Source organism: Actinomyces johnsonii, from assembly GCF_006546835.1.
Classification (GTDB): Bacteria; Actinomycetota; Actinomycetes; order Actinomycetales; family Actinomycetaceae; genus Actinomyces; species Actinomyces johnsonii.
The window spans coordinates 1-25,262 of record NZ_VICB01000021.1 but is presented as its reverse complement, the minus strand read 5'-3'; the positions used below and the strand labels follow the sequence as shown (position 1 = coordinate 25,262).

At 67.2% G+C, this 25,262-nt stretch carries 19 protein-coding genes; 13 read left to right on the top strand and 6 right to left on the bottom strand.

Annotation, left to right across the window (positions count from 1 at the left end; genetic code table 11):
- Positions 1–168 precede the first annotated feature (168 nt).
- On the top strand, positions 169–2,679 hold the full coding sequence (locus tag FK256_RS12045) for a hypothetical protein (protein ID WP_244936410.1): 2,511 nt from the start codon (positions 169–171) through the stop codon (positions 2,677–2,679).
- On the opposite strand, the gene FK256_RS12040 is transcribed toward FK256_RS12045, so the two are convergent.
- Together FK256_RS12040 and FK256_RS12035 are read right to left on the bottom strand one after the other, a co-directional pair.
- Positions 2,628–3,512, bottom strand: coding sequence for a glycosyltransferase family 2 protein (locus FK256_RS12040; protein ID WP_141424927.1), 885 nt, complete (start codon positions 3,510–3,512; stop codon positions 2,628–2,630). The two genes, FK256_RS12045 and FK256_RS12040, sit on opposite strands and share 52 nt — an antisense overlap.
- 666 nt (positions 3,513–4,178) lie before the next feature.
- On the bottom strand, positions 4,179–6,203 hold the full coding sequence (locus FK256_RS12035; protein ID WP_141424926.1) for a DUF885 domain-containing protein: 2,025 nt from the start codon (positions 6,201–6,203) through the stop codon (positions 4,179–4,181).
- An 808-nt stretch (positions 6,204–7,011) separates the two neighbouring features.
- Between FK256_RS12035 and FK256_RS12030 the strand changes: the two genes are divergently transcribed.
- The 4 genes from FK256_RS12030 (at position 7,012) to FK256_RS12015 (ending at position 10,019) form a co-directional block, all read left to right on the top strand.
- A complete protein-coding gene (locus FK256_RS12030; protein WP_141424925.1) occupies positions 7,012–7,569 on the top strand; it encodes a TetR/AcrR family transcriptional regulator in 558 nt (185 codons plus the stop codon).
- Positions 7,569–8,180, top strand: coding sequence for an NAD(P)H-dependent oxidoreductase (locus FK256_RS12025; protein WP_141424924.1), 612 nt, complete (start codon positions 7,569–7,571; stop codon positions 8,178–8,180). The genes FK256_RS12030 and FK256_RS12025 overlap by 1 nt, the downstream gene beginning before the upstream one ends.
- Before the next feature lie 3 nt (positions 8,181–8,183).
- A complete protein-coding gene (locus FK256_RS12020) occupies positions 8,184–8,933 on the top strand; it encodes a DNA alkylation repair protein (RefSeq protein ID WP_141424923.1) in 750 nt (249 codons plus the stop codon).
- 228 nt (positions 8,934–9,161) lie between these two features.
- Positions 9,162–10,019 carry a DUF817 domain-containing protein gene (locus FK256_RS12015; protein ID WP_141424922.1) on the top strand — a complete coding sequence of 286 codons (858 nt, stop codon included), beginning with the start codon at positions 9,162–9,164 and terminating at the stop codon, positions 10,017–10,019.
- A 138-nt stretch (positions 10,020–10,157) separates the two neighbouring features.
- Here FK256_RS12015 and FK256_RS12010 read toward each other — a convergent pair whose 3' ends face one another.
- The 4 genes from FK256_RS12010 to FK256_RS11995 form a co-directional block, all read right to left on the bottom strand.
- Positions 10,158–11,048: a DUF5926 family protein gene (locus tag FK256_RS12010; RefSeq protein ID WP_141424921.1), complete on the bottom strand. Its 891-nt coding sequence runs from the start codon at positions 11,046–11,048 to the stop codon at positions 10,158–10,160.
- 143 nt (positions 11,049–11,191) lie between these two features.
- On the bottom strand, positions 11,192–12,814 hold the full coding sequence (locus FK256_RS12005) for a DUF5129 domain-containing protein (protein WP_021605124.1): 1,623 nt from the start codon (positions 12,812–12,814) through the stop codon (positions 11,192–11,194).
- Between the two features lie 218 nt (positions 12,815–13,032).
- Positions 13,033–14,031: a DUF5129 domain-containing protein gene (locus tag FK256_RS12000; protein ID WP_141424920.1), complete on the bottom strand. Its 999-nt coding sequence runs from the start codon at positions 14,029–14,031 to the stop codon at positions 13,033–13,035.
- A gap of 164 nt (positions 14,032–14,195) precedes the next feature.
- Positions 14,196–14,594, bottom strand: coding sequence for a RidA family protein (locus FK256_RS11995; RefSeq protein ID WP_021608628.1), 399 nt, complete (start codon positions 14,592–14,594; stop codon positions 14,196–14,198).
- Positions 14,595–14,792: 198 nt separating this feature from the next.
- Here FK256_RS11995 and FK256_RS11990 point away from each other — a divergent pair, with 198 nt between their 5' ends.
- From FK256_RS11990 to FK256_RS11960, 8 genes are all read left to right on the top strand, one after another.
- A complete protein-coding gene (locus FK256_RS11990) occupies positions 14,793–15,842 on the top strand; it encodes a hypothetical protein (RefSeq protein ID WP_244936408.1) in 1,050 nt (349 codons plus the stop codon).
- Between the two features lie 222 nt (positions 15,843–16,064).
- Positions 16,065–17,747: a phosphoglucomutase (alpha-D-glucose-1,6-bisphosphate-dependent) gene (gene pgm / locus FK256_RS11985; protein ID WP_141424919.1), complete on the top strand. Its 1,683-nt coding sequence runs from the start codon at positions 16,065–16,067 to the stop codon at positions 17,745–17,747.
- 196 nt (positions 17,748–17,943) lie between these two features.
- Positions 17,944–18,213, top strand: a complete 270-nt coding sequence (locus FK256_RS11980) for a hypothetical protein (RefSeq protein WP_141424918.1) — start codon at positions 17,944–17,946, stop codon at positions 18,211–18,213.
- A 135-nt stretch (positions 18,214–18,348) separates the two neighbouring features.
- Positions 18,349–19,824, top strand: a complete 1,476-nt coding sequence (locus FK256_RS11975; protein WP_141424917.1) for a hypothetical protein — start codon at positions 18,349–18,351, stop codon at positions 19,822–19,824.
- A gap of 148 nt (positions 19,825–19,972) precedes the next feature.
- Complete coding sequence (locus FK256_RS11970; protein ID WP_141424916.1) at positions 19,973–21,856, top strand: hypothetical protein; 1,884 nt, start codon at positions 19,973–19,975, stop codon at positions 21,854–21,856.
- 77 nt (positions 21,857–21,933) lie between these two features.
- Positions 21,934–22,458 carry a hypothetical protein gene (locus FK256_RS14330; protein WP_150387403.1) on the top strand — a complete coding sequence of 175 codons (525 nt, stop codon included), beginning with the start codon at positions 21,934–21,936 and terminating at the stop codon, positions 22,456–22,458.
- Positions 22,445–24,523 (top strand): hypothetical protein, encoded by a 2,079-nt coding sequence (locus FK256_RS11965; protein WP_141424915.1) that lies wholly within the window; start codon positions 22,445–22,447, stop codon positions 24,521–24,523. Before FK256_RS14330 ends, FK256_RS11965 begins: the two co-directional genes overlap by 14 nt.
- Positions 24,524–24,656: 133 nt before the next feature.
- Positions 24,657–25,190, top strand: a complete 534-nt coding sequence (locus tag FK256_RS11960; RefSeq protein ID WP_141424914.1) for a GNAT family N-acetyltransferase — start codon at positions 24,657–24,659, stop codon at positions 25,188–25,190.
- Positions 25,191–25,262: the final 72 nt, after the last annotated feature.

The following is a 25,262-nucleotide window of genomic DNA, read 5'->3' as shown; positions in this document are numbered from 1 at the left end:
ATCGCGCCCATTTTGTCCGCCTGGGACGACTTTGAAACCGACTACGAGAAGAGCCCTCCGCGTTTGTGCAGGTCAGGGCAATTTGCCTGCGCGTCGACCACCGGAGACGACGTCAAAGTCGTCCCTTGTGGACACTTTTCGGGCTGCGAGGCCCCGTAGGCTGGTCGAGTGAGACCTCGACAACGCCAACAGCGCCTGGTGCGCGGGGTTGTGTATGTCCTCGTCCTGTTGGTGGTCATCGGCTTGATCCTGACGATGGCCAGCTCAGCGCTGGCCGCCCCCGCGAACCTGACGGCCCCGGCAGGAGCAGCAGGACCGGCGCCCTTCGGCTCAGCGGCAGAACCCCCCGCCGTCACGGATTCCGGATCGGTGACCTCCTCCGGTACCCCGCACGCCGATCAGTCCTCGCGGCCTGCGCCGGTGGTCGTCCTGGGTACCGACAACCTCACCTGGGCGGACATCCAGGCCCGGGCCGCCGACACCGGCGCCAACGCCGCCGATGTCGGCTCGGCCGCCGCCCATCTGCTGGCCTTCGCCTCCACCAATGAGGCGGTCAACCTGGCCGTACGCACCCCGGCAGACCGCACCTGTCCCACCGACGGCTGGCTCACTCTGGGCAAGGGCGCCCGAGCGAGCGCCATCGAACCGGCCGCTTCCTGCGCCGGCCCCACCGCCGCCATCCCCAACGATGCCTCCCCCCTCGTGCGGGCACTCGGGCGCGACGTCTCGATCCGGACCGTCGGCCCCGGCACTCAGCTCACCACCGGCACCCCCGGGAGCTCACCAGATACCGATGTCTCCTTGACGCCTTCCCTGCCCGAGGCCCTGTCCTCCGGAGCCGACCTCACCATCATCGACACCGGTCGTGACATCTCCACCGACGCCGAACGGATCACCGCCCTCGACGCGGCCCTGCACACAGTTCAGGAGCAGGCGCGCCCCGGCACTCGCATCGTCATCGCCTCCGTGGCCGACAACGAGGATCCCGGCCCCCAGATAGCGGTTCTGCCATCGGGAACGACCAGCGCTCGCGGCACCTCCGGCGGGCTCATCGTCGGGACCTCAACACACCAGCCCGGCCTGGCCCAGCTGACGGATCTCGCCCCGACGCTGACGACCGCCCTCACCGGCCACAGCGACCCGGCCTTCGACGGCCAGGCATTGGACCTGCCCGCTAGCGGCAGCACGACCAGCACCACAGACCTCGCCACCGCGCACGACACCTCCCATATCTCCTGGCTCGCCTACGACGCCCTGCACGCCCGCGCCTCTCAGCGGACAGTGATCCCAGCCGGTGTTCTGCTCATGGGGTCGACCGCGGTGCTGCTGGCCTGGGCCGCCGCCGTGCTGCGTGAGACAAGGGCGGAGCGGCGCAAAGTGGTGCGGCGCCGAGTCACCCGGGTGGCCATCTGCCTGAGTGCGCTGCCGACGGCGCTGCTGCTGGTCAACGCCATCCCCTGGTGGAGCGCAGGGGCGCGGGGCGATTCTCCCTCGGCGTGGGTATCGGGCGCCGCTTTCACCTTAACCGTGGCGATCGCGATCGGCGTCTTGGCCCTGGCCGCCGGAATCATGACGCCGGTGCACCGGTGGTGCACCCGTTCCGCGGCCTCATCGGCTCCCTCCTCCAACGCACGCGCAACCGCACCGCCGCGGGGAGGGACCGCAGATCCCGTCCCCTCCCCGCCCAGCCGGACAACCCTGATGGCACTGCTGGTCGCAGCGGCGATCCCACTGGCCTGGCTGGCGGATGCCGCCGCGGGGGCGCACCTGGCCTTCAACAATCCGCTAGGCATGAACGCAGTGGTGGCGGGCCGTTTCTACGGGGTCTCCAACACGGCCTTCGCGCTGGCGGCCGGGGCGCTCGTCGTCGTCATCGCCGGGGCATGGAACGCCCTGGGCCGTAGCCGCAGCACCGCCCTGGTTCTGACGGGCCTGCTGGGCGGTGCGGCGCTGGTTGTCGACGGCGCCCCCCAGTTGGGGGCGGACGTGGGCGGCGCCCTGACCCTGGTGCCAACGCTGGCCTTCCTCGGTGCGGGCCTGGCGAGTCTGCGTCTGAACTGGCGGCACTGGCTGGTCATCGGGGCGACGACGGTCCTGGTCGTCGGCGGCTTCGCAGTCGTCGACCTCATCCGGCCGGGCGGGCCCACGCACCTGGGGCGCTTCGCCCGTCAAGTGGCCGACGGCTCCGCCATCGGCGTGCTGGGACGCAAGGCGTACGCACTGGTCGGTCCCTTCGTGTCGAAGCCGGTCATGGCGGCGGCCCTGGCCTGCACGCTCGCGCTGGTCGTCATGGCCGTCTGGTGGGGGCGCGGGCAGGTGCGGGCCTGGCACGCCGGCACCAGCCCGTACGCCTGGCTCGCCCCCGCCACCGGTGGAGGCACCACGGCGGCACTGCGGGCGCTGGGAGTTCTGACGGTCGTGTCGGTGCTGGTCAACGACTCCGGCGTCACGATGGCGGGATTCATCTTCGCCGCCGCCGCACCCGCTCTACTGGCGCTAACACTGAACAGGAGCGATTCGGCCCCGCTGCCCCACGACTCCTCACTTCCGGATCCCGCTCGAGCGCAGTACCGGGGCACCACTCACGACGACGATCCGGGGAGCCCCCGGAAGGCGCACACGGCGCGTCAATCGCCAGCCGCCTCCGACGCATCGGCCTCCGAATCGCCGACATCGTGAGGGCTCCCGGTCGGATCGACGTCGTCGTCGACCTTGTGGGGTAGCGGCACGGCGCGGTAGGCGAAGAAGTGGTCCTGCTCGGCGGCCGCCTTCTCGAAGACGCCCCGCTGCACCCGGTGGCGGCGCAGCTTCCGCCGGGTCACGGCCCGCAGGACGTCCTTGTACTGGGCGGCCCGGTGCATCGTGCCTGCCCGGTCATTGCCGGTGACGCGATGGGTGATGTCGCAGGGAACCTCGATGACCGAGAGCCCGGCCACCAGCACGTCGATCGTCAGGCCGACTTCGACCCCCCAGCCGTCGGCCAGGGGAACGGCCTTCTCATAGGCCTCACGGCTCAGACATCGTTGGCCGGACAGCGGTGCCACGGGCGACCACCCGGTGGCGAGCGAGATGGCCCGCCTGGCCGCGCGCACCACCCGTCCGCGCCCGCCGGCCCCGGCCTGCTTGGGCGGGACCGCGATGGACATGTCGGCGACGCCGTCGACGACCGGGGGCACCAGCTCGGCGCAGGAAGCGGCCGAGTCCCCCAGATCGGCATCGATGAACAGCAGCAGCCGGGCGGGCCCGTCGACGTAGTCGCGCATCGCGACTACGGAGGCCCCGGTCTCCATGGCGGAGGCCTTCCCGCGGGAAACGGAGTGGCGGACCGTCACAGCGCCGGCAGCACGAGCGTGGTCCTGAGTTCCGTCGGTCGAGCCGTCGTCGACGACGATGACGAGGTCCACCCGCGGGATGGAGCGGCAGGCCCGAACAGTGGTGGCGATGCGCTCGGCCTCGTCCTTGGCGGGGATGACCACGGCAACGCGCTGGTCGGGGCGCTTGGTGGGACTCACACCACCAGGGTATCCAGACTCGCGGTCTCCGGCAGACTCCTGAGCGCCCCGTTGTCGTTCTCCTTTTTTGTGATGCCCGTCAAATCCACCGATTTGACACGGTTCAGTGCAGGATTTCGCGACTCCCAACGGACCAGGCGTTCACCGACGGCGCTCCGGGAGCATCCCGCCCACCGCCGCGACACGCCGACGCCATCTCGCCAACGCCGGGGAAGCGACCTATGGCCAGGCCTTCCCCAGCGATTTTGTGTCAAACCTTCAGCATGGGACAACGGTCCCCGGAGAAACCGACAAATATTGCAGTAAAGCAACACATTTCCTGATAGAAAGGCTAAGATCGCCTGTTTCGGCATGTCACACCCGGTTCTCGTGGCACAGTGAAGCCATGGAGCCCGTCAACGGAGCCGGGTTCCGCTGACGCACCACGCGTCCTTCTGTGTGCCGGGGCGACGCCCCCTGCCGCCCCGGCACGCCTTGGCCCCTCTGTGACCGCACCGTCGGCGCGGATCTCGTCCATCCATGTTTGCGCAGGCAGCACCGGTTCCCCCATCTTTCACCAGACGAGAACCCCGGCACTTCGCGCGGGCGCCCCGCGGGTCACGGAGGAGGAGACATCCAGGGCCCGGCCGACGAACGACCGGGCCCCTTTTGCATTCTTCGTGCAGGTCAGTGCAAGGCGCTTGCGAGGAGATCGAGCCCCACGCTCCCTAGGTCGATACCCCTGTTGTGGAAGGCCCGTAGGTCCAGCCGACCGCCCTCGGCACGGGCTTGCTCCTGGGCGCTGCGCCGACCGGCCTGCCAGACCCGCTCGCCCACGGCGTAGGTCAGCGGTTGGGCCGGCCATCCCAGGTGCCGCGAGACCTCGAAGCGCAGGCGCCCCTCGGAGATCACGGTGTGGTGGCGCAGCACGGCGGTCACGGTGGCCCGGTTCCACTCGCGGCTCGCACCGGGCAGGGCCGCGACGTCGTCGGGCACGGGCAGCCGGGAGTGGACACCCAAGTCCACCAGCACCCGGGCCAGGCGCCAACGGCGCGCCGCCAGACGGCCGAAGCGGTCCTCAGGCGTGGGCATGAGCCCGAGCTCGTCGGCGAGGGACTCTGCGTACAGACCCCAGCCCTCGTCGCAGCCGGCCACTGAGCCGAGATAGCGCTGCCAGGCGGTCAGCCGGGTGCTGGTGGCGTGCGCGCCGACGTGGACGTGGTGCCCGGGAACCGACTCGTGCAGAACCGTGGTCCGCTCCATCCATGGCCACACCAGTCGTTCGCCGTCGGCCAGGGACCTCAGGACCACGCCGGGCCGGCGCTCTCCGCCGGTGCCGCGCGGCTCCTCGTAGCGAACGACGCCGGCTCCGGATTCGCCCAGGCGCACCCGGGGGCGGCCCAGACCGTCGGGCGGGTCGAGGACCCGTCCGACGACGGCGTCCCAGGCCTCATCGGCCACCTCCTGCGCCCAGATGGTGTAGTCCTGAGGGCGCAAGGCCTGGGTCGGGTCAGCGCGCAGATGCCGGTTGAGACTGTGGGCGTTGGCGCCGGGACCGAGGATGTCGACGGCGATGGCGTCCTGTTCGGCGATGACCCGGGCCAGCTCCTCGGTTGCCCAGGCGTAGGTCTCCTCGGGATCCACCCGGGTCCCCAGGACCCGGCGCATCCACAGGGCGTGACGCCTACGGCCAACCCCCTCGGCCTGGGGGGCACGCGGGGAGAGCGTGGTGCGCAGGTGCGAAGCGAAGTCCAGGGCGGCGCGGCGGGCGGTGATGTCGGCTTCCTGAAGCTGGACGTGCAGGGTGGCCGGCAGATCCTCGGGCAGGCCCCGGGTACGGCGGCTGGCGAGATCGCGCGCCTGACCGGCGACGACATCGACCTGACTGAGCGGGGCAATGGCACCGGCCTCGGCGGAGGCGGCCAGGGAGGCGGCCAGTCCCTCCAGGGCGGCGGGCAGCGCCTCTAGACGGGTGCGGTGCAGGTTCCAGGCGTCCTCCCACTTGGCCTCGGCCTCGGCGAGGTCGGCCTCCTCCGAACCAGCCCGGTCAGGGGCCTCGGGGGGCCGGTGCAGCTGACGGGCGATCTGCTGGAAGGGGGAGGAGAAGAAACCGAGGTTCCCGCCCTCTTCACCGGCGGAGATGAACTGGATGGAGGTCTCCAGACGCTCCAGGAGGTGGCGGCGCAGGAGCTCGTCGGAGCCGGTCGAGCGGTCGACGGCGGCCACGCGGTGGCGCAGGGAGCGTTCGGCACTGAGGCGCTCGGCCAGGCCCGCGGGCGAGTAGTCGGGCAGAATGGCTCCGCCGGGCAGGCCGGTGCGGGCGGCCGCCTCGGGGTCGTAGGCGCACAGGAGCATGGCGTACTCGTCAGCGAGATCGCGCAGGACCACACCGGCAGCGGCGGTCTCCGAGGGGGAGCGGACGGAGGAGCGGGCAGTGGCCTGGGCAGAGGTGTGGGCGGAGGGGGCGGTGGAAGCAGCCGCATCCACCTCGTGCACGCTCAGGGGAGCGCCGGCCGTGCTGACGGGGTGCCAGGTTCCGGAGCTCGGATGCTGCGGGTAGACCGGTGGCCGCTCGGGCGGCCCGGTACTGACCGGGCTGGTGGTGGGCGCAGGAGCGACGTCCGCGCCGCCGGTCCGAGCATCCTGCTCGTGAAGGTCGGAGAGTGGCGCGGTGGCACCTGGTTGAGAGCGGTTCGCGGGATCAGTGGTCATGACAACAGGCCTTTCGCTTCACTCGCCGCATGGCGGGCGGGCCCGGCGGCGACGCTGCCGTCCCACTAGGGTGCCAGGAACTGGAACAAAGATCCATAGGCGTCATGGTTACGACAGCGAACGAAATCGAATAAGTCAAGTGGGACTCCCTGCCGCCCGGGCGGCAGGGACTGGGAACTAGCGGATAGCAGGACCCCGACTGATGAGACTCAACGACGAGCCGGAGCAAGGTCCCTCGGCGGCGGGCTCAGGAACCCGCGGTTCCCCTCGCCCCTCCGACCGACACAGACACCCGAGGGCGTCAGCGGATGATCAGCGGATAGTCAGTGGATAATCACTGAATGGCGGTCGACGGGCATCGATGGCGCCGGCTGGACGGACCGACAGGAGCGCAGGGGGCTGACGCGCATCGGCATCGACCGCGGTGCGGAGCCGCAAGCGGTACGCGTCATCAGCGCTCCTTTCATGCCGGACGAGCCGGGACTTGTCGACGCAAGGCGTTCGTCGTGCTGTGATGGACTTGAGATGATTCAAGGCCTCCTCGCCAGGAGTGTCAAGACCCCTGCCCGGAGGTTCACCCATACCGATATTCCCGCAGGTCAGGGGCATTCTCAACGGCCGCCCGACGTCGTTGCGATAGCACCATTGGTAACGTTAACAAGGGGGCCATCAAGCAATCTTCGCACCAACCTCTCCAACCCTGGATCGACCACATAGTGGTCACTCTTGGTTGACAGCGACGACGGAGCACACCAGTCCCGTCACAGAACCGCTTGACAGATAGGTAAATTGAGTTAACCTACTTGATGTGAAGATAGACCGGCGCAGCACGGACACCCGTCAACGACTCATCGACACCACCCTGGACCTCATCGATGTCCACGGATGGAACGAAGTGACGCTGGGCGGCGTCGCCCACGCCTGCGGGGTGACCACGCCCGCCTGCTACAAGCACTTCCCGTCCAAAACGAGCCTCTTCGAGGCCGCGGCGCGCCAGCTGTCCACCTCGCTGGGTGAGCGCGCGGGCGCCCTGATCCGGGAGGACCCGATCGAGTCGCTCGTCGGCATCGGGTCACTCCTGGTAGATCTGGCCGCCGAGCACCCCCGGCTCTTCGAGTTCAATCAGGTCAGTCCCGCGGCCATCGCCGCGCTCGACCGGTTGGACGAGCACCCGCTGCTGGCACTGACCCGCGGCGAGGTGGAGCGCCTGGCCGTGCAGCGGGGAACCGATCCGGAACCGCTTCACCTCCTGGTGTGGTCCTGCCTGCAGGGCTACACCCAGCTCATCGCCGTCGGCGCCACCACCGCCGACGCCACCTTCATCCGCGCAGCCCTGCGCGCCATCGTCACGATTGGAGACAGCTGATGACCACCAAGAAAACTTCCAAGAAGACGGGCGAGCGCACCCTCATCGTCTACGCCCACCCCTACGACGGCTCCTTCAACCACGCCGTGCTCGAGGCCGCCACCTCCGCCCTGGACAAGGCGAACCGGCCCTACAACGTCATCGACCTCTACGCCGATGGCTTCGACCCGCGCTACACCGCCGAGGAGCTGGCCCTGTTCAGCGAAGGCGGCACGCTGGACCCGCTCGTGAGCCACTACCAGAAGCTCATCGAGGGGGCCTCGCGCATCATTGTCATCTGCCCGATCTGGTGGAGCGAAGTGCCCTCCATCGTCAAGGGCTTTGTCGACAAGGTCATGAAGCAGAACTGGGCGTACTACCCCACGGCCTCCGGAGTGAAAGGTCACCTCACCCACATCCAGCAGGTCCTGGTGCTCACCACCTCAACCGCCCCGACCTGGTTCCTGCGCCGGTTCTGCGGCAACTACGTCGGCTCGGTGTTCCTGGGAGCCGTCCTCAAGCAGCTGGGCATGCACGGGCGGAGCTGGGTCAACTTCGGCAAGGTGGGCAAGGTCAGCCGACGTCAGCACAAGAAGCACCTCAAGCGCGTCGCCCAGCTCGTGGTGAAGTGACGCATGAGCCCCAGTATCGCCGCAGAGCGCCTGGCCGAGCTGAACTCGGGACGAGACGAGTCCCGAAGCCTGGCAGAGGTCCTAGCCATCAGCCACTCCACGCTTCTGACGCAGGTGGTGCCGGAGGCGCCCGAGGAGCTGGTGGAGGCGGCCAAGCACGCCGACTCGCTCGGCATCCTGGCTCGCATGCAGACCATGGGAGAAGCGCTGTCTGCGCACCTGGGTCGCTCCGCATGCTTGGATCTCACTGACCACCCGGCCGACACGGTCCGGGGCTGGGCACTCTTCGCCCTGGTCGCTCAGGAGAAGGACGCCGACGTCGACACGCTGTTGGCCCTGGCACGACCGGCCGCGGACGACCCGCACTTCGGAGTGCGCGAGTGGTCATGGATGGCGGTGCGTCCGCACCTGGTGCCCCAGCTCGACGAGGCGATCGGCGCACTGCGGCCATGGACCTCGGAGCCCTCGGAGCGCATTCGGCGCTTCGCCAGCGAGGCGCTGCGTCCGCGCGGCGTGTGGGCGCGGCACATCCCCGCACTCAAGAAGGAACCCGAGCGGGGTCTTCCGCTGCTCGAGCCGCTGCGTGCTGACTCCTCCCGCTACGTGCAGGACTCCGTGGCGAACTGGGTCAACGACGCCGCCAAGACCCAGCCCGCCTGGGCCAGGGAGCTCTGCGGGCGCTGGCAGGAGGAGTCGCCCACCCCGGCCACTGAACGGATTATCAAGCGAGCACTGCGCTCGATCAGGCGGTGATCTCCTGACCGGCCAGATGGTCGTCAGTCCCGGCCAGGTCTGCCCTCCCAATAGGCACACATAAGACTGACGGGGGCATTCCGCGCGGCCTGGGACCTTTCCTCATGGCCGGGGACATGCGACGCCGTCGGGGACAGGATTCTGTCCCCGCACACGCAAGACGTCCCCGACCGCGAGGGAAAGCCCCTCCCCACCAGGCCGACGTCGGAGGTGCGGCATACTTCGGTCGTGCCCGATACCGCGCGTCTTCCCTTGAGTCGGTGGCGCCTGCTCCCCCGCCGCCTGATCCAGTTCGCCCTCCTGGAACTGGCCTGCTGCGCTTTCGCGATCGCTATCTTCGTCGGGCTCGCGGCAAGCGCCCTGATCTGGAATTACACGAATCCGCCGATCGCCCGCTACGACGCCCTCCTGATCTACGTCGTCGTCGTGCAGATCGCCTTCGTCGCCCTGAAGCAGGAGACTTGGCGAGAGCTCGGCGTCATCTGCGCCTTCCACCTCATCGGGCTAGCGCTGGAGGTCTTCAAGGTCCACACTGGCTCCTGGGCCTATCCGGATGCGGGGGCGGTGCGCATCGGCGGGGTGCCGGTCTTCTCCGGATTCATGTACGCCTCCGTCGGCTCCTATATCTGTCAGGCCTTCCGGCGCCTCGACCTGCACGTGGGCGGCTTTCGGTGGTGGCCGGTGAGCCTGCTGGCCGTAGCCGCCTACCTCAACTTCTTCACCCATCACGTCATCGTCGACCTGCGCTGGGTCATCGCCGCCGGTTTCCTCATCGCCCTGTGGGGAAGCGCCGTCCACTTCACTGTCGGCGGGGACCGCTACTGGATGCCGACGACGGTGGCCTTCATCCTCATCGGGGGATTCCTCTGGCTGGCGGAGAACCTGGCGACGGCGTTGAGCGCCTGGCGCTACCCCGATCAGGCCGAGGGCTGGCACCTGCTGCATGCCGGCAAGTTCGGCAGCTGGGCGCTGCTCATCTCGCTCAGCTTCGTGCTCGTCGCCGCCGTCAAAGTGAAGGAGGGCACTCTCTACGGGCGCGGGCTGCCGCGCGTGACACGCCGGCGCCTGCGCATCGCCGAGACCTGAGTCGCCCGGCCCGCACCCCGGCCCCGCACTTGCGAACACCGTCGAGCCGGGCATATTTCGCGGTGCCCAACAGAATTTCTGTTGGTCTGGGCAAAATATGTCCGACTCGACGGGAGAAGGGAAGGGGAGGGAGAGAGCTCAGAGATTGACCTGGCGGGAGATGATGCCGGCCTTAGCGCGGCGGTCCTCGGGACTCAGAGGGCTCTCATCCGACAGTGCGGCCTCCAGGCGCTCGCCCATGGCCTGCAGCGGCTTGGTGAGCTCCTCGGCCTCCGTACCGGGCACGAGCTCCCACACGGGGATGGCCAGGCCATTGGCCCTGAAGGCGCCGACGAAGCGCGCCCCCTCCTCCAGGTCGGACTGGCGCGCGGAGTGGATGCGGGCGAAAGCGTTGAAGAATTCGTCCTCGTCCTCCCCGCGCACCCAACGCACGAACTCCTTGGCACCCAGGCGGCACCAGTAGGCGTGCTCGACGCCGGGCACGGGGCAGGTCGGGGCGATCTCATCCTTGGCGCGCTCGATGGCCTCCTCAATGGCCTGGCGGGACTGCGCGTCACCGGCGCCGACCCGAGGATCGACCCAGAAGTCGAAGGTCTCGCGCACGGAGATGACCGGCGGCTCGGTGGTGTCGAGGATGTCCTGGAGGCGAGGACCGGGTTCGGGCAGGCTGTCGGCTCGCAACGCCTGGCCCTCGGGCAGGTCGATGGCGGCCAGGACAGCGGCGGCGACGTCGCGAGAGGCGTCCCCGGAGTGCATAGAGGTCTGCATGGCCACCAGGACCTCGCCGTCGGCGCGCTTGATGCCCTGGACGAACTCGGGCAGGAGCGTAACGAGCTGGACCTGCCCGCCGCCGTACTCCTTGGTCAGACGCACCGTGGCCGTGGCGGCCGGGATTATCTGGGCCATCGCCACCAGGTCCTCCTCGGCCGGGAGACCGGCAAAGGGGCGGGCGACGAACTCGATACTCTGCTTGCGGGGCTTGGCCGACTTGCCGGCCGGACGGCGCCCGTGGCGCTTCTTCTTCGACATGGCCGCCAGCCTACCGGGCGGCTCACGCCCCTCCCAGGCCGATATCGGTCCGTCGGCGCCTCATGACGCGCTTCACGGCCGACGACGATCACCGACCCCGTTCCGTACCTCGGTCGTCAACCGGTGCACTGACGTGGACCGGTTCAGAAGCTCGAGGAGGAGCCGGACCCGGAGAAGCCGCCGCCACCGCTGTAGCCGCCGGAGAAGCCACCTCCCGAGAAACTGGACCCGGAGCCGGAGCTGCTCGGCGGGGTGTAGGAGGAGGCCGAGCTGTAGCCCACTACCAGGTCGGAGATCGGGGTGAAGGAGCTGTAGGACCCGCCGGCACCAGCACCCGAGCTGGACGAGCCGATGGCGGAGATGGCCGGTGAGGAGGGGTTGAGGCGGATCGTCGAGTGCGGGTTGTAGCTGCCGTGCCCGCCGCCCAGGTACCAATAGCCGGCATAGGCGGCTTCCTTGGACGAGCGCGAATCGTAGCGCCGACGGCGCTCGTCGGCGTAGCTGGAGGTGTCGGCATCGATGGCCTCGCGTGCGAGCCGGGCGGCCTTCGTCTTCGTTTCACTGGCGATTTCGTCGAGCTCGTCGAGCGCGGCCGAAGGCTGGAGCGAACCGTCCTCCAGGCTGGAGGTCATGTCGTCCAGGCGCTGCTTGCGAGAGCGGACCCACTCCCGCTCCTCCTTGGTGTGCTCGGCGATCGAACCGCTCTCGGCGGCGTCGGAGCTGTCGATCTCGTGGCACAGCCGCCGCAGCGACTGCAGGTCCTCCAGGACCGGCCCCTGCTCGTTGCTCCAGACTCGGTCCCAGCCCGGCGACCGGCCCAGGAAGGTCGCGGTGTTGGCGATGACGTCGTCGAGGGAGTCCAGGAGCGCCGAGCGCTTCTCCAGCTCGGTGGCCCGCCCGAGCACCGACATGCCGAACCACTGGGCGCGGTAGGGGTTGCCGAAGTCCTGCCAGGAGCGGGTGACCTTCTCATACTCGCTGCGGAACCAGCGGTAGCGGGCCATGACCTGGGCCCCGTGCGGCTCGTCCTCGGGAATCGTGCCGGCCAGGAGCTCGGTGGTCTCGTAGTCGTGGGTGACCTGCGAGTAGTGGCGCAGCGCCTCGCGCGCCCGGCGCCGCGCCGCGAAACCGCGCCACAGGTAGTACGAGAGCCAGGCGAAGCCCACGAGCGCCGAGATTCCGGGCAGGATGTAGGTCATGCCGACGTCACCACCGCCGGGCCGGCCGATGACGTCGGCGGTCTTGGCCGCCATGGAGACGGTGCCCCCGTACCAGTCGGCCTGCCGGTACTGGTTCTTGGCGGCATCCTGGATGGTGGCCTGCTGCTGCAGGGGGACCGCGACGTCCTCACCGAAGTAGCAGCCCACCTTGCGCGCCTCCGGGGCGACCGCCAGGATCACCAGGCCGTCGCTCCAGTAGTTGGGGTTCGACGTCGAGATCCACGGGACGTCGGTGTCGCTCGCATGCGAGCGGGCGTACTCCAGCACCGCATCGTTGAGGTTGTCGACATCCCAGCCCGGGACCGTGAGTACAGCGACGTGGACATCCTGGCGAAAGCGCATCGCCTGGATCTCCTCGATCAGCGGCTCGGTCTGGAGTATCCCGGCCTCGTCATGGACCTCCACGCTGGGGTGGTGGCTGCCGCCAAAGGGCCAGATGACCATGACCGGCAGCACGGTGATGAGGGCTAGGCTCACCACCACATTGGCGACGAAGGCTGTCACCGACCGGGCTCCGCCCAGGCGGGCGATGCGGGACTGTTCCATCTTTACTCCCCCTTATCTTTCTGTGGATCTGGAGTCTTGACAGTGGTGGGACACCGGCGGGCCAACGGGCTCGTAGAGGTGGGCGATGTCTCGTGCCGGCCGATTCGGACACTGGACGATGGTCCGGCCCCTGAGCGGCCATGGCCGCAACGACCACTCGGGGAGTCGAAGCTGTTCAATGGACTGCGGGAGGATGAGAGCGGCGGTTGCCGCGGACCTCAGTACCCGGGGAAGGTCCCGTCCCCGAGGAAGCCCGCACGGACCTGCGCGTACGGCCGGGTGCTGGCGTGGAGTGCGGAGTTGCCACCGGACAGCTGCCAGTGCTCGTCGGGCCTCCCGGGCCCGACGATGCCCGGCGAACCGTGGGCGGCCGACCGAGGCGGCATCCCGGCACCGGAGCCCCCGAGGGGCCGACCGGCACCAGTTACGCGGAGTGCCAGGCTGCTCCCCGTCCGGCGAACATCGGCCGCTATCCAGGCAAGCTCGTCGAGCGCCGCCGAGGGCTGCAGCTGGCCGGCTGCCAGCTCGGTGGTCATCTCGGTCAGACGCTGATGATGGGCCCGGACCTGTTCCCGCGCCTCCACCGTGCCACTGGGCGTGAATGCTTGGGAATCAATTTGCTGGCACAGGACCAGGAGCAGATTGAGATCATGAAGAACCGGTTGCTGTTCCTCGCGCCAGAGTCTCTCCCAGTTGGAGGACAGGCTCAGGAACGCGGCGTTGCCGGCGATGATGTCGTCGGTCGAGTCCAGTGCGGCCGAGCGCCGCTCGATCTCGGAGACCCGCTGGAACACTCCCGGTTCGAACCACTGGACGCCCCGGGGACTGCCGAGGTCCTGCCACGTCCGGGTCAGGCTCTCGTACTCGTCGCGGAACCAGCGGTAGTGGGCCATGACGCGGGCGCCGCGGGTGTCACCTTCAGGGATGAGGCGGGCATGGAGCTCGGTGGCCTCGTAGTCGTAGGTGACCCGCGCGTAGTGCCGCAGCGCCTGCTCGAGCAGGCGCCGTGCGGAGAAGCCGCGCCACAGGTAGTAGCCGATACCGCCAGCACCGACAATGGCCAGCAGCATCGAGACGGGTAGGAGGCCAGGCGCCCAGGCCGCCGCAGCCACTGGTGAGAACGAGGCCACAAGACCACCGGTCATAACGGCCGCGAAGGCCAGCAGCGAACGGATTCCTCCGAGACGAACCGCGAGGGGCAGGCGCATGGGCGGCATCTTCTTCCTCTCATGAAGCCTCGAAGCGGAATCCTGGTCGGCTGGTGACTCTGCGGCCACCCGCCGTGCCTCATCCTTACCCGCGGTCACGCCGCCTGCCATGGGGAGAGCAACACGGGGGCGTCCCCCCGAATGAGGAGACGCCCCGCACCATCCAATGGCTCTCAGGACCGGACGGCAACGGCCTCGATCTCGACGCCGGCACCCAACGGCAGGGCGGCGACGCCGAAGGCCGCCCTGGCCGGGAGGGTCCCGCCGGTGAAGTAACGGGCGTAGACCTCGTTGACGGCGGCGAAATCGGCGATGCTGGCGAGCAGGACCGTGGTCTTGACGACGTCGTCGTACCCGAGTCCGGCCTCGGCCAGGATGGCCCCCACATTCTTGAGGACCTGCTCGGCCTGAGCCTGAATGTCTCCCTCGACGAGGGAACCGGTGGCCGGGTCGAGCGGAACCTGGCCGGAGACGAAGACGAGCGAGCCGGCCTCCTGGCCGGTCGAGACACCCTGGGAGTAGGGGCCGACGGCGGCGGGGGCGCTGGCGGTGGCGATACGGCTGACGGTCATGGTTCCTCGTTCCTGCTGGACGCTGGGGTTCGGCCGCGTCCCCGGTGAGCGGAGCGGCGGCCCGGGTGGCAGCGCAGTAGCGCCGACGCCCGGGCCAGACTACCCATGTCCTGCGCACCACCTGCTTCTTAAACTCGGCGGCAGCCGGCCGTTCTCAAGCCGACGCCTCTCTGCTGCTCCCATGTTTGAAGGACTGCCATGAAGCTGCCCAGTATCCCCTCGCGAGACGAGCTGACCGCCCAGGCTCGCGGCTTCGCTGGTCAGGCTGCCTCCGGTGCCGCCAAGGCCGCCGACACGGTGTCTCGGGCAGCGGTCGACACGGGCCGGGCGGCCGCCCGCACGGCAGCTCAGACCTCCCAGCGTCTCGGTGTCGACCAGCTTCCGGGCCTGTCGAACTTGGCGCCAATGGCTCCCACCCCCGTCGACGCCGGGCCGCGGATCACAGGCACCCCCTTCGCCCGGACCCTCGCCACCGCCTTCGCCGCCCACCCTCACACGCGCAGTGCCGGGAGCTACTTGATGGGCGCAGGGCTCATGCGCACCGGCCTTCGCATGGGAGGCCGCGAGAGCAAGCAACTCAAGAACAACGGATTCGCCCCCGAGGCCACCGGCACCAACGGTCTGCCCGAGCTCGACGTCACCGAGCTCATCCACGTGCACGGCCGTCGCATTCCCAACATCATGCGAAACGCCTCGTCACGGTTCTTCAAGCGCAATGTCCGCAGAGCACTTGACACGGGCTCGGCCACCGGCTCGCTGCACTGGATCAGCGTCTCGGAGCAGGAGCAGGCCCGGGGGGCCATGGGGTGGACCCGCCTGTGCGTGGACACCGATCAAGGCCATCAGTTGGCCGCGCAAGGGGAGGACTGTCATCTCGATATCGTCATCACGTCAGTGGGCCAGGACCCCACTGCGTACGCCGCCGACATGGCCGGCCTCCTGCCGCAGGGGATACCGGCCGAGGCCTGGCAGGCCCTGGCCGCCGACCCGACCCGCCCGGTGAAGCGTCTGCACCTCCTGGGTCAGGATCGCGTCGCGGTGGACACCGGCGCGGACACCTACGCGCTGTTCAGAAACGTGCCGCACCCAGTACGTGGCTCGCTGCTCATCATGGGCAACCGGGTGAGGCGGGCCGAGCTGTGGCTGGCGGACCGCGAAAATGCCGACATCGAGTCTTTTACATCTTTCGCAGAAATGCTCACAGGAACGATCACAAATATGCTCGAACTGCTCCTGGTCTTCTCCTGACGCCGGGAGAAGCGCCCCTCAACACCCGCCACCACAGGTCTCATCCCGCCACCCGGGACCTACGGCACTTCCCCACCTGCCTTCGCGGCGGACTCTCCCACAACGCCGTCGCCGTCGAGCATTCTGCTCTCGCGAATCACCACGTCCCAGCCCCGGAACGGCCGGTGTTTCGCACAGCGAAACGGGCTGATTCAGGCAGTGGTACGTGACACACTGTGCCCCATGCACCCACGCGCAGGACAGCCAGCACAGCCCGAAGACCTCATCGACGTCGACGAGGTCGTCTCCGCCTACTACGACCTCGTCCCCGACCCGACCGTCCCGACCCAGAAGGTCGTCTTCGGCACCTCCGGGCACCGCGGCTCCTCTCTGGACACCGCCTTCAACGAGGCCCACATCGTGGCCACGACCGCCGCCATCGTGGAGTACCGCCGCTCCCAGGGCACCGACGGCACCCTCTATCTGGGGCGCGATACCCATGCCCTGTCCGAGCCGGCATGGCGTACCGCCATCGAGGTGCTCTCGGGCGCAGGCGTCATGACCGCCATCGACTCGCGCGGCTCCTACACGCCCACCCCGGCCGTCTCCCACTCCATCCTCCTGGCCAACGGCGCCGGCACCGAGGCCGGCGTGCGCACCACCGGGGCGGGACTGGCCGACGGTATCGTGGTGACCCCCTCCCACAACCCGCCGCGCGACGGCGGATTCAAGTACAACCCGCCCACCGGCGGTCCGGCCGGCTCGGACGCCACCAGCTGGATCGCCGACCGCGCCAACGAGCTGCTCGCCTCGGGTTGGCAGGACGTTCCCCGCGTCCCGATCGCCGAGGCGATCGACGGCCCCTACGTCATCAAGCACGACTATCTGGAGACCTACGTCGCCGATCTGGAGAACGTCATCGACCTCGAGGCGATCCGCAAGGCCGGCGTACGCATCGGAGCCGACCCGCTGGGCGGCGCCTCGGTCGATTACTGGGGCGCGATCGGCGAGCGCTACGGCCTGGAGCTCACGGTGGTCAACCCTAAGGTGGACCCGGCCTGGCACTTCATGACCCTGGACTGGGACGGCAAGATCCGCATGGACTGCTCCTCCCCCAACGCCATGGCCTCGCTGCGCGCCAAGATGACGCCCGACGCCAAGGGCAGGACCCCCTACGACGTCGCCACCGGGAACGACGCCGACTCCGACCGCCACGGCATCGTCACCCCCGACGGCGGGCTCATGAACCCCAACCACTTCCTGGCCGTGGCCATCGAGTACCTCTTCACCCACCGGCCCGGCTGGCCCGCCGACGCCGCCGTGGGCAAGACGCTGGTCTCCTCCAGCCTCATCGACCGGGTGGCCGCCGCGATCGACCGCACCCTCATCGAGGTACCGGTGGGCTTCAAGCACTTCGTGCCCGGGCTGCTCGACGGCTCGATCGGCTTCGGGGGCGAGGAGAGCGCGGGAGCCTCCTTCCTGCGCAAGGACGGCACCGTGTGGACCACGGATAAGGACGGCATCATCCTGGCCCTGCTGGCCAGCGAGATCATCGCCGTCACCGGCAAGTCCCCCTCCCAGCTGCACGAGGAGCAGGTCGAGCGCTTCGGCGCCAGCGCCTACGCGCGCATCGACGCCGCCGCCTCCAAGGAGGAGAAGGCCAAGCTCGCCGCCCTGGCCGCCGAAGACGTGACCGCAACCGAACTGGCCGGCCAGGAGATCACCGCCCGGCTGGTCGATGCGCCCGGAAACGGCGCCGCCATCGGCGGGCTCAAGGTCACCACCAAGGACGCCTGGTTCGCCGCCCGCCCCTCGGGCACGGAGGACGTCTACAAGATCTACGCCGAGTCCTTCAAGGGCGCCGACCACCTGGCGCAGGTCCAGGAGGAGGCCAAGCAGGTAGTCTCCGCGGCCCTGGGCGGCTGAAGCACGCGGGCCCGCGGCCTCACCGCGCATCCCCTTCTCACGGCCGGAGGCATTCGACGCGTATCGGTACAGGATTCCTGTTCCCGACGGCGTCGGCTGTCTCCGGCCGTCGTGCTGCTCGCCATCGGCTCGCCGCCGCCGGCCGCATCGAGCTGGTCCCATGCCGTCGAGGTATGGCGCCTGGCACAGTTACCTCATGACCGTTCAGCCCATTCCCGGTGGTCGCGCTCCCCTCGGAGGCCGTACTTCGGCGGCTCTCAAGGGGGTGCGTCTGGGGGCCTGCGCCTCCGTCATCGGGCTCATCGCCGCCGCGATCTGGCAGCGGCGCGCCCACCACTGGGGCGTCTTTCTCCTTGAGGACCGGGAGGGCGCGATCGGCAAGTGGTGGGACCACGTCGTGGAGGCCTGGCCCTTCTTCTTCCTGTGCGCCCTGGCATTGGCGCTGGTCTGCGGACTCGTCTGGTAGAGGCTGCGCAGAAGCGGTCGGCTCCCACGGCCGGGCACGGTCCTCAGGATCGTCATCGTCGTCGGCCTCCTCATCCCCCTAGGCGTCGCCCTTGCCCTGGCCGGCAGGTGGTGGCAGGTCCTGAACCAGTACGGCGTGAACATCGGCTACCTCCTCAACCTGGCCGTTGCCGCACTGGCCCTGGGGGTCGCACTCATCAGCGAGGCGATCATCCGCCGCCGGCCCCGGGCCGCCACGCCGTCGGGCCCCCGGCTCGTCGCCGCCGGGGTGACGGTCGTGGTATTCGCGGCCTCGGCACTGGTGCCGTCCCAGGTCCTCTCTCCCGTCCAGTCACGGACGATCGCCGCGCCGAGCAACGTCCCTCAGCTTCCTGAGCGGGTAACCGGAACGGTCGAGTGGAGCCGGGAGGTGAGCCCGTATGTCGACGTCGCCGCCGGCGTGTCGGGGCCGCTGCTCATGACCGGGGAGGGTCTGGAGGGTCTCGACCCGGTCGACGGCTCCACGCTGTGGAGCTACCGGCGCACGGGAGCGCAGTTCATGGGAGTCGGCGAAGATTCCGACCCTCGGGTCATCACCAGCCCGGACCGTCGCTACGCTCTCATCTCGATCTGGTACCCGCGCACGAGCTATGCGGATGACGGACGCATCATCGTCATCCTGGAGACCGCCACTGGCCGGGTCGTGGCCGAACGGGAGACACTCACCGCCAACCTCGAAGACGGCGTCGTGCAGGTGACCGACTCGGTGGCCCTCATCGGCCGGGAGGGCGTCTCCCTGTCAGACGGCTCCACGCTGTGGAGGCTGCCAGACCCCCCGATGCGGCGTTTCTCCGGCACGAAAGCGCCGCATACCCTCGTTGTGGACCAGCAGTGCGACGAGCAGAGCGGAACCTGCTCCCTGACCCTGGCAGACGACGCCGACCCCACTTCGACCCGCCGCCTGAGCAACGTCGTGGTCGACCCGACGGACGACCGCATCCCGGGCTACGGGGACGACGTCGTCACGCTAGCCCAGGGGTGGACGGTGCGGCGCGCGTCCCCCGGCGGCCCGGACTCGCCGCTGGAGGCGATCAGCCTGGATGCCGCCGGCACTGCTGATGAGGCGCAGGAAGTTGTCGCATTGGGAACCTATGGCGGACCGGACCGGGCGACTTCCGGGGCACGTATCGCCCTGCGGCCCGTCATTCCAGAGCACGCTCCCGGGGCTGAGGACGGCTCGTCGCCGCCGGCCCCGGCGCCGGTGGCGGTCTTCGACCCGGCGACTCGCAGCCTCACCGAGGTCTCCGTGGGACAGGACTGGGACACGTCACTGCATCGGCCCTCCTGGCCGACCCCGGACACGGGTGTGCCACGGTGGTCGATCCCCGACAACGGCGCGCCAGATGACCTGGGAGCGGGCTACCTGGAGCTCGGGCGGGTCGATGGATCGAGCGGCGTCCCCATCAGTCCCGCAGGGGCACTGCTTGGGAAGAACGACACCGCGCACAACCCCTTCACCGTCGCCGCCCCCGGGATCGTCGTCGTCGGGGTCGAGGTGAGCACCGACTTCGAGAAGATACGGGGCGGACACGACCAGGACCGCAGCCGCACCATCCTGTACGGGGTGGGATAGGCGGCTGCACCGTTGGGCTCTCGTCCCCATTGTCCGCGGTGGGACGTCGCCGGACGCTGATTCCATGAAGGACGATGACAAGGCGCAACCCCGCCCCGCCCCAGAATCGGACCCGCCCGCTTCGTCTCCCCGACGGTGGCGTCGACTGGTGCACAGTCTCTTCATCGGTATCGCCCTGGCCTCGGCGATTGCCATGCTAGCCCTGATTGCCGGCACGGTCGTCTCCCTCCTGCGCTCACCATTATCGATGGCGATGACAACGCCGCTCATCGTAATCGGGGAGATCGGTATTGTTCTGCTCGGTTACGCCATGATCTGGGCTGCGCTTCGAAAGCCGGCCGTGAGTGATGTTTTCGGCGCTGCGGGCGCCCTGGCCTTTTTCAGCTTTGTCGGGTGCGCGCTTACCGTGGCGGAGACCAGCAAGATCATCCGGGAAACGGGAACGGTGCCCGAGGTCGTGGGCAGACTGGCAGTTGCATGGATCTGCCTCGTTACTGCGATGCTGACACATCTCGCTCTGCGTGCGGTCGGGTCTTCTCCGCGTCTTCGCTCCAAGGACTCCTCAGACGACTCCGACGGCGATCCCTCTCAAGCCCGGTCCTCCCGCAGCGAACGAGTGAAGCATATAGGTGCGGGCGTCATCGGAGCGGCAGCAGTGGTGGCTCTGGCCGCGACGACCCCCACAGGCATCAATCACCGCTTGGACCCGCTATTGAGAACAACAGTCACAGCATCGAGCGGTCATGCTCGCTTCCCGAGCGTCGCTCAGCTTCAAGCCGGGGCACAGCAGCAATCGCCGCCGTCGGAACCGGCTTGGAAGACTCCGCTGGGAACCACCACCGTCAAACAGCTGCTCGCCGGATCCAGGGGAGCGATCGCCGTCACCGACCACGGCGTCTACGGGGTCGATCCCTCCACCGGTAGAAGCACATGGTGCTTCGCGACGGCGGCACTTCCGCCCTCACCCGACACCGAGTCCTCGGCCTCACTCCGCGGAGTGGATATCTACGCGGGGCATGAGGCCTTCACTTCCCCCGACGGAGCCTGGCTGGCCTACGCAGTGAGCATCACCCCGACCGAGGCGAACGGCCACGACAGTCCCGAGGCCGTCACCCGTGTCATCGTGCTCAACACCAGCACGGGGCGAGTGTCTGTGGATAGCCAGGTCGTTGGAACGGTTCCGACGGTGCAGCTGACTGATTCCAACGCCATCATCAATCGACGTGTTTACAACATTGCCGACGGCGAAGAGATCGCCCCCTTGGAATCCGAAACGAACGTTGTCCCCGGCCCCGGAGGGCATGAACGCATACTCACCCGAACGAGCGACTACTCCGAGTCGCTTACGTCGAACTCGGTATCGGTTGAGGGCATATCTCCGGAGGATCAGCACCAGACGCCCATTATGCAGAAAGCCCAGACGATCAACGGCCAGCCCGTCTCATCCGGCGGCTGGGTCGTCATCTCCGACAGTAACGGAGAAGAAGCCGTCCAGAACATCGATACCGGAAGAAGCATATCTTTTGGAAACCAAAGCAAGAAGGTGATCCTGATGCACGTCAGTTCTCAGGCCATCGCCGTGTGGCTGGCTGATGTGAGCGAGAATGGAGAACTGGCCGACGCTGATCCACATCGACTGTATCCCCTGACGCTGTCCGTGTTCGATCCAAGGACAGAAGAAGTGACAGCCGTCGATCAGTCGAGCATTCATCAGGCGCTTTTCAATCATCAGGAGAGCGACCAAAACGTAACGGGCAGGATCGGTATCGGGATCGTAGATACCCCGACATTCTCCGTGACTGGCGACCGTTCAGAAGATTTCGGAGAAAAACTCGCCGTCCCAACGGGAGAAGGAGAGGGGACCGTGACACTCAAGAACGGAGCCAAGGCGTCTTGGAAGAAGGTCTCCACCCCTCTTCTGGAAAATAGAGTTCGCGACACCGTCCTATGCCCCGAAGGGAGAGTAGTTTCCGCCGAGCAACAGTCGGACACAGGTCAAGTCTTTCTGAAGGGTTGGAGGCTTCCCGTATGAGGAACGGCGCAGCACCAACCAGCCCCGCCCCGCAGTCGAGCCCGCCCGTTCCACCTCCTCACCAGAAACTGCGGCCCATGCGAGGTCTCCTCATCTGGATGATCTGGGCGACCATCTCCATGACCGTCGCCCTGCACTTCGGCGCCTTCATCGTGTGCTCGTACGCGCCATATTCATTAGACATCATGTGGCTCCTGTACTACTACACGATCGTCCTGGTCTTTACCGTGACACTATGTGGGTGGCTGCTTCGTCCTTACCGGCCGAGGCCGCCGCACAGCGATAACTATCCAGCAGCGGCCTTTACCCTCATCACAGCCACTTGCATCCAGGATTGGTGGATCAAACCCATAGGGTTATCACATTCTGACACAATACCCTCATCAGTCGAGCACCTCATAGCCGCCTGGATCAGCCTGATTGTCGCCATCCTCTCATGCATGCTGCTGCAGGCGTACGACGATCGACTCATCAGGTTACGGGCAGCCGATCAATCCTCTGCTCAGACAGGCGCCTTAGACGGATCGACGACGCCATCGGGCCGCCTTCCCCATCGCCAATCGAACTCAGAGAGTGAAAACTTGCCATATGAAAAACGATGATGCGGCACTGAGCGAGCTTTCCCCGCGATCCGGCTCAGCCACTTCACCTCCCAGGCGGGAGCGGTGGCTCGGGCGCAGTATCCTCCTCGGGGTCAACCGGGCCGCTGGCCTCGCAACCGCCGCCCTGCACGTTGGTGCCTTCATCGTCTGGCTGCGCTCCCCTTTGTCCATGGCAATGGGGTCCATGCGCATCTATGCGATCACGACGATCATAGCCATCACCCTGTGCGCGTGGTTGCTGAGACCAAAACGGCTGCGAACCAGCAATTACTTTTTTTCGACCACTCTTCTTCTTTTCATAGCCACCTTTATTCTGAATCAGAACGTCAGGAGCGAGGTGGTGTCATTCACCTCCTCATCAAGCACTGTTCCGAGCGTCGCGGGATGGCTCCTTGCCGGCTGGATGGGCGTTGTTATCACCGCAGTGTCGTGCATGCTGCTGCAGGCGCGCGACAAACGCGAGCTCCTCCGACGCCAGAACACCGGAGATGCTTCCAAGCAGGAGGTAGGCCGCGAAGAGGACTGTCTCCCAGATGATGCGCTTGAGTCGGAGGAAAGTCGTCCAACCGGGCAGGGGAGGATCCAGACAACCTCTTGCCACTCTCGAGCTCCCCGTAAGGAGCGGGCCAAACGCTTGTGCGCGAGTGCCGCTGGCGCACTGACAGTCGTCCTGGCGGCGACAGCTCCCAGTGCCGTCAATCATCACCTGGATCCGCTCATCCGATCAACGACCAAGGCCGCCAATAGCCAGGTCTCATTCCCAACCGTCGATGAGATTCAGGCGGGAGCTGGGGACCGGCTACCACCTCAAGAACCTACCTGGGAGAGATCTCTCGGTTATACAAGAGTCGATCAGCTGCTGACGGGAAAGCACAACGCCGTAGCCGTCACTGACAGAGGACTCTACGGCATCAATCCTTCCACTGACGACTTGACCTGGTGCTTCGCAACGACCAGCCCAGACATCCTGGAGTATGACGCGCTTGGAAAGACCATAGAAAACACTTCCATATATGCAGATAAGCCCGCGTTCACCTCACCGGACGGCACCTGGCTCGCCTACGCCATCGACATGACCCCTAAAAACTCGCATGACACTCTGACCCGCATTGTCATTCTGCGTACTGATACCGGAGAAGTCGCTGTGGATGCCCAATTCTCAGAGAATGTGCCAACCGTACAGCTGACCGATTCCATGGCTGTCATCAATCGCAAAGTTTACGACCTCACCAGCGGTAAGGAACTCGATCCACTGGATACCGCCGTGACTGTTGTCCCAGGCCCCGGTGGTCACGCCAATGTTCTCGTCAAGACCGATAACGAGCAACCCGAGGCACAATCAAAGACATCAGTGGAAAGTCTCCCAGAGACATATCTGCGCGCCTCATCAGACAATAGATACAAGATCGAGCACCAAAGCTTGAAACGCGCTTGGATGCCTGTCGGATATATCATCACATCAGGCGGATGGATCGTCACCTACGTCGATGACAACAACGAGCTGACAGCGCAGAACATCGACAGCGGAGGCAGGGTACCCCTCACTGAACCTTCAACCAACTACCAGAATGTTCTTCAGATAGAAGCAAGCCAGCAAGCCATCTCGGTCTGGACTGTCGATACAGAACCGAACCAGGAGCTCAATCAAGCATCCACTCCCATCTACCCTGTTTCTCTCAGCGTCTTCGACACTCGCTCTGGAAAATCAACAACCATCGACTCCTCCGGCCTCTACCGCAGCACCAAGCGCGCCGATGACTCCAGTAGCAGTAGCACTGAAATCGACCGCGCCGCCAACGGACCCATCGACACACCCCAGCTCCTCTTACAAACGGAAAGTTACGACGCCTACTACGGAAAGCTTGCCATCCGCATGGGGGATGACAGGGGTGACCAGAGCGGCATCACGGCATCGGATGGGCGCAGGCTGCCATGGGTACGGATCAGCATCGATTTCCCCACTCCCCCGGACACATATTCTCTTCTATCTCCAGAAGGAATGATGATCACGGCCGAAAAGAAATCTGACTCCACCTCCACGCTGACAGGCAGGAAGCTCCTCTAGCGTCTTCCCACCGGAGGCATTCGACGCCGTCGGGAGCAGAGTTCCCACGCCTCGATACGAGGGATGTCCCGGCCGTTGCCCGAAAGCGCCGGCGACACTCGACGCCGGCGGGTCACCCGGAGAGAATGCAGGTATGAGTTCCACCAGCGACTCCACCATCCTCCACATCCGCACAGCCCGCGCTCAACCGGCACAGCAGGCGCAGGATGCAGCCATGGCAGCCGCCCTGGAGGCCGTCTGCTTCCCGCCCGAGCAGGCCGCCAGCCCGACGTCGATCGCCGAGCGGATGGCCCACTACGCCGACCACTTCTGGCTCATCGAGGACGAGTCCGGCACACTGCTGGCGCTGGTCAACGGTCTGTGCACCAACGAGCGCGACCTGAGCGACGAGATGTACGAGAATGCCGCAATGCACGACCCCGACGGGGACTGGCAGATGATCTTCGGCGTCGCCACGGCGCCCGCCGCCCAGGGGCAAGGACTGGCCACCCGCCTGCTGCGCACCGTCATCGAGACGTCGCGCACCCACGGCCGCCGGGGTCTGGTGCTCACCTGCCTCGACGACCTCGTGCCCTTCTACGCACGCCTCGGTTTCATCGACGAGGGCCTGTCCTCCTCCAACCACGGCGGCGTGCCCTGGCACCAGATGCGCCTCACCCTGGGCTGACGTCGCCGTCGACATGGATCACGGTCGGGGACATCCTGCGCGTAGGGGGACGGTGGGGTCTGGTGGTGGATG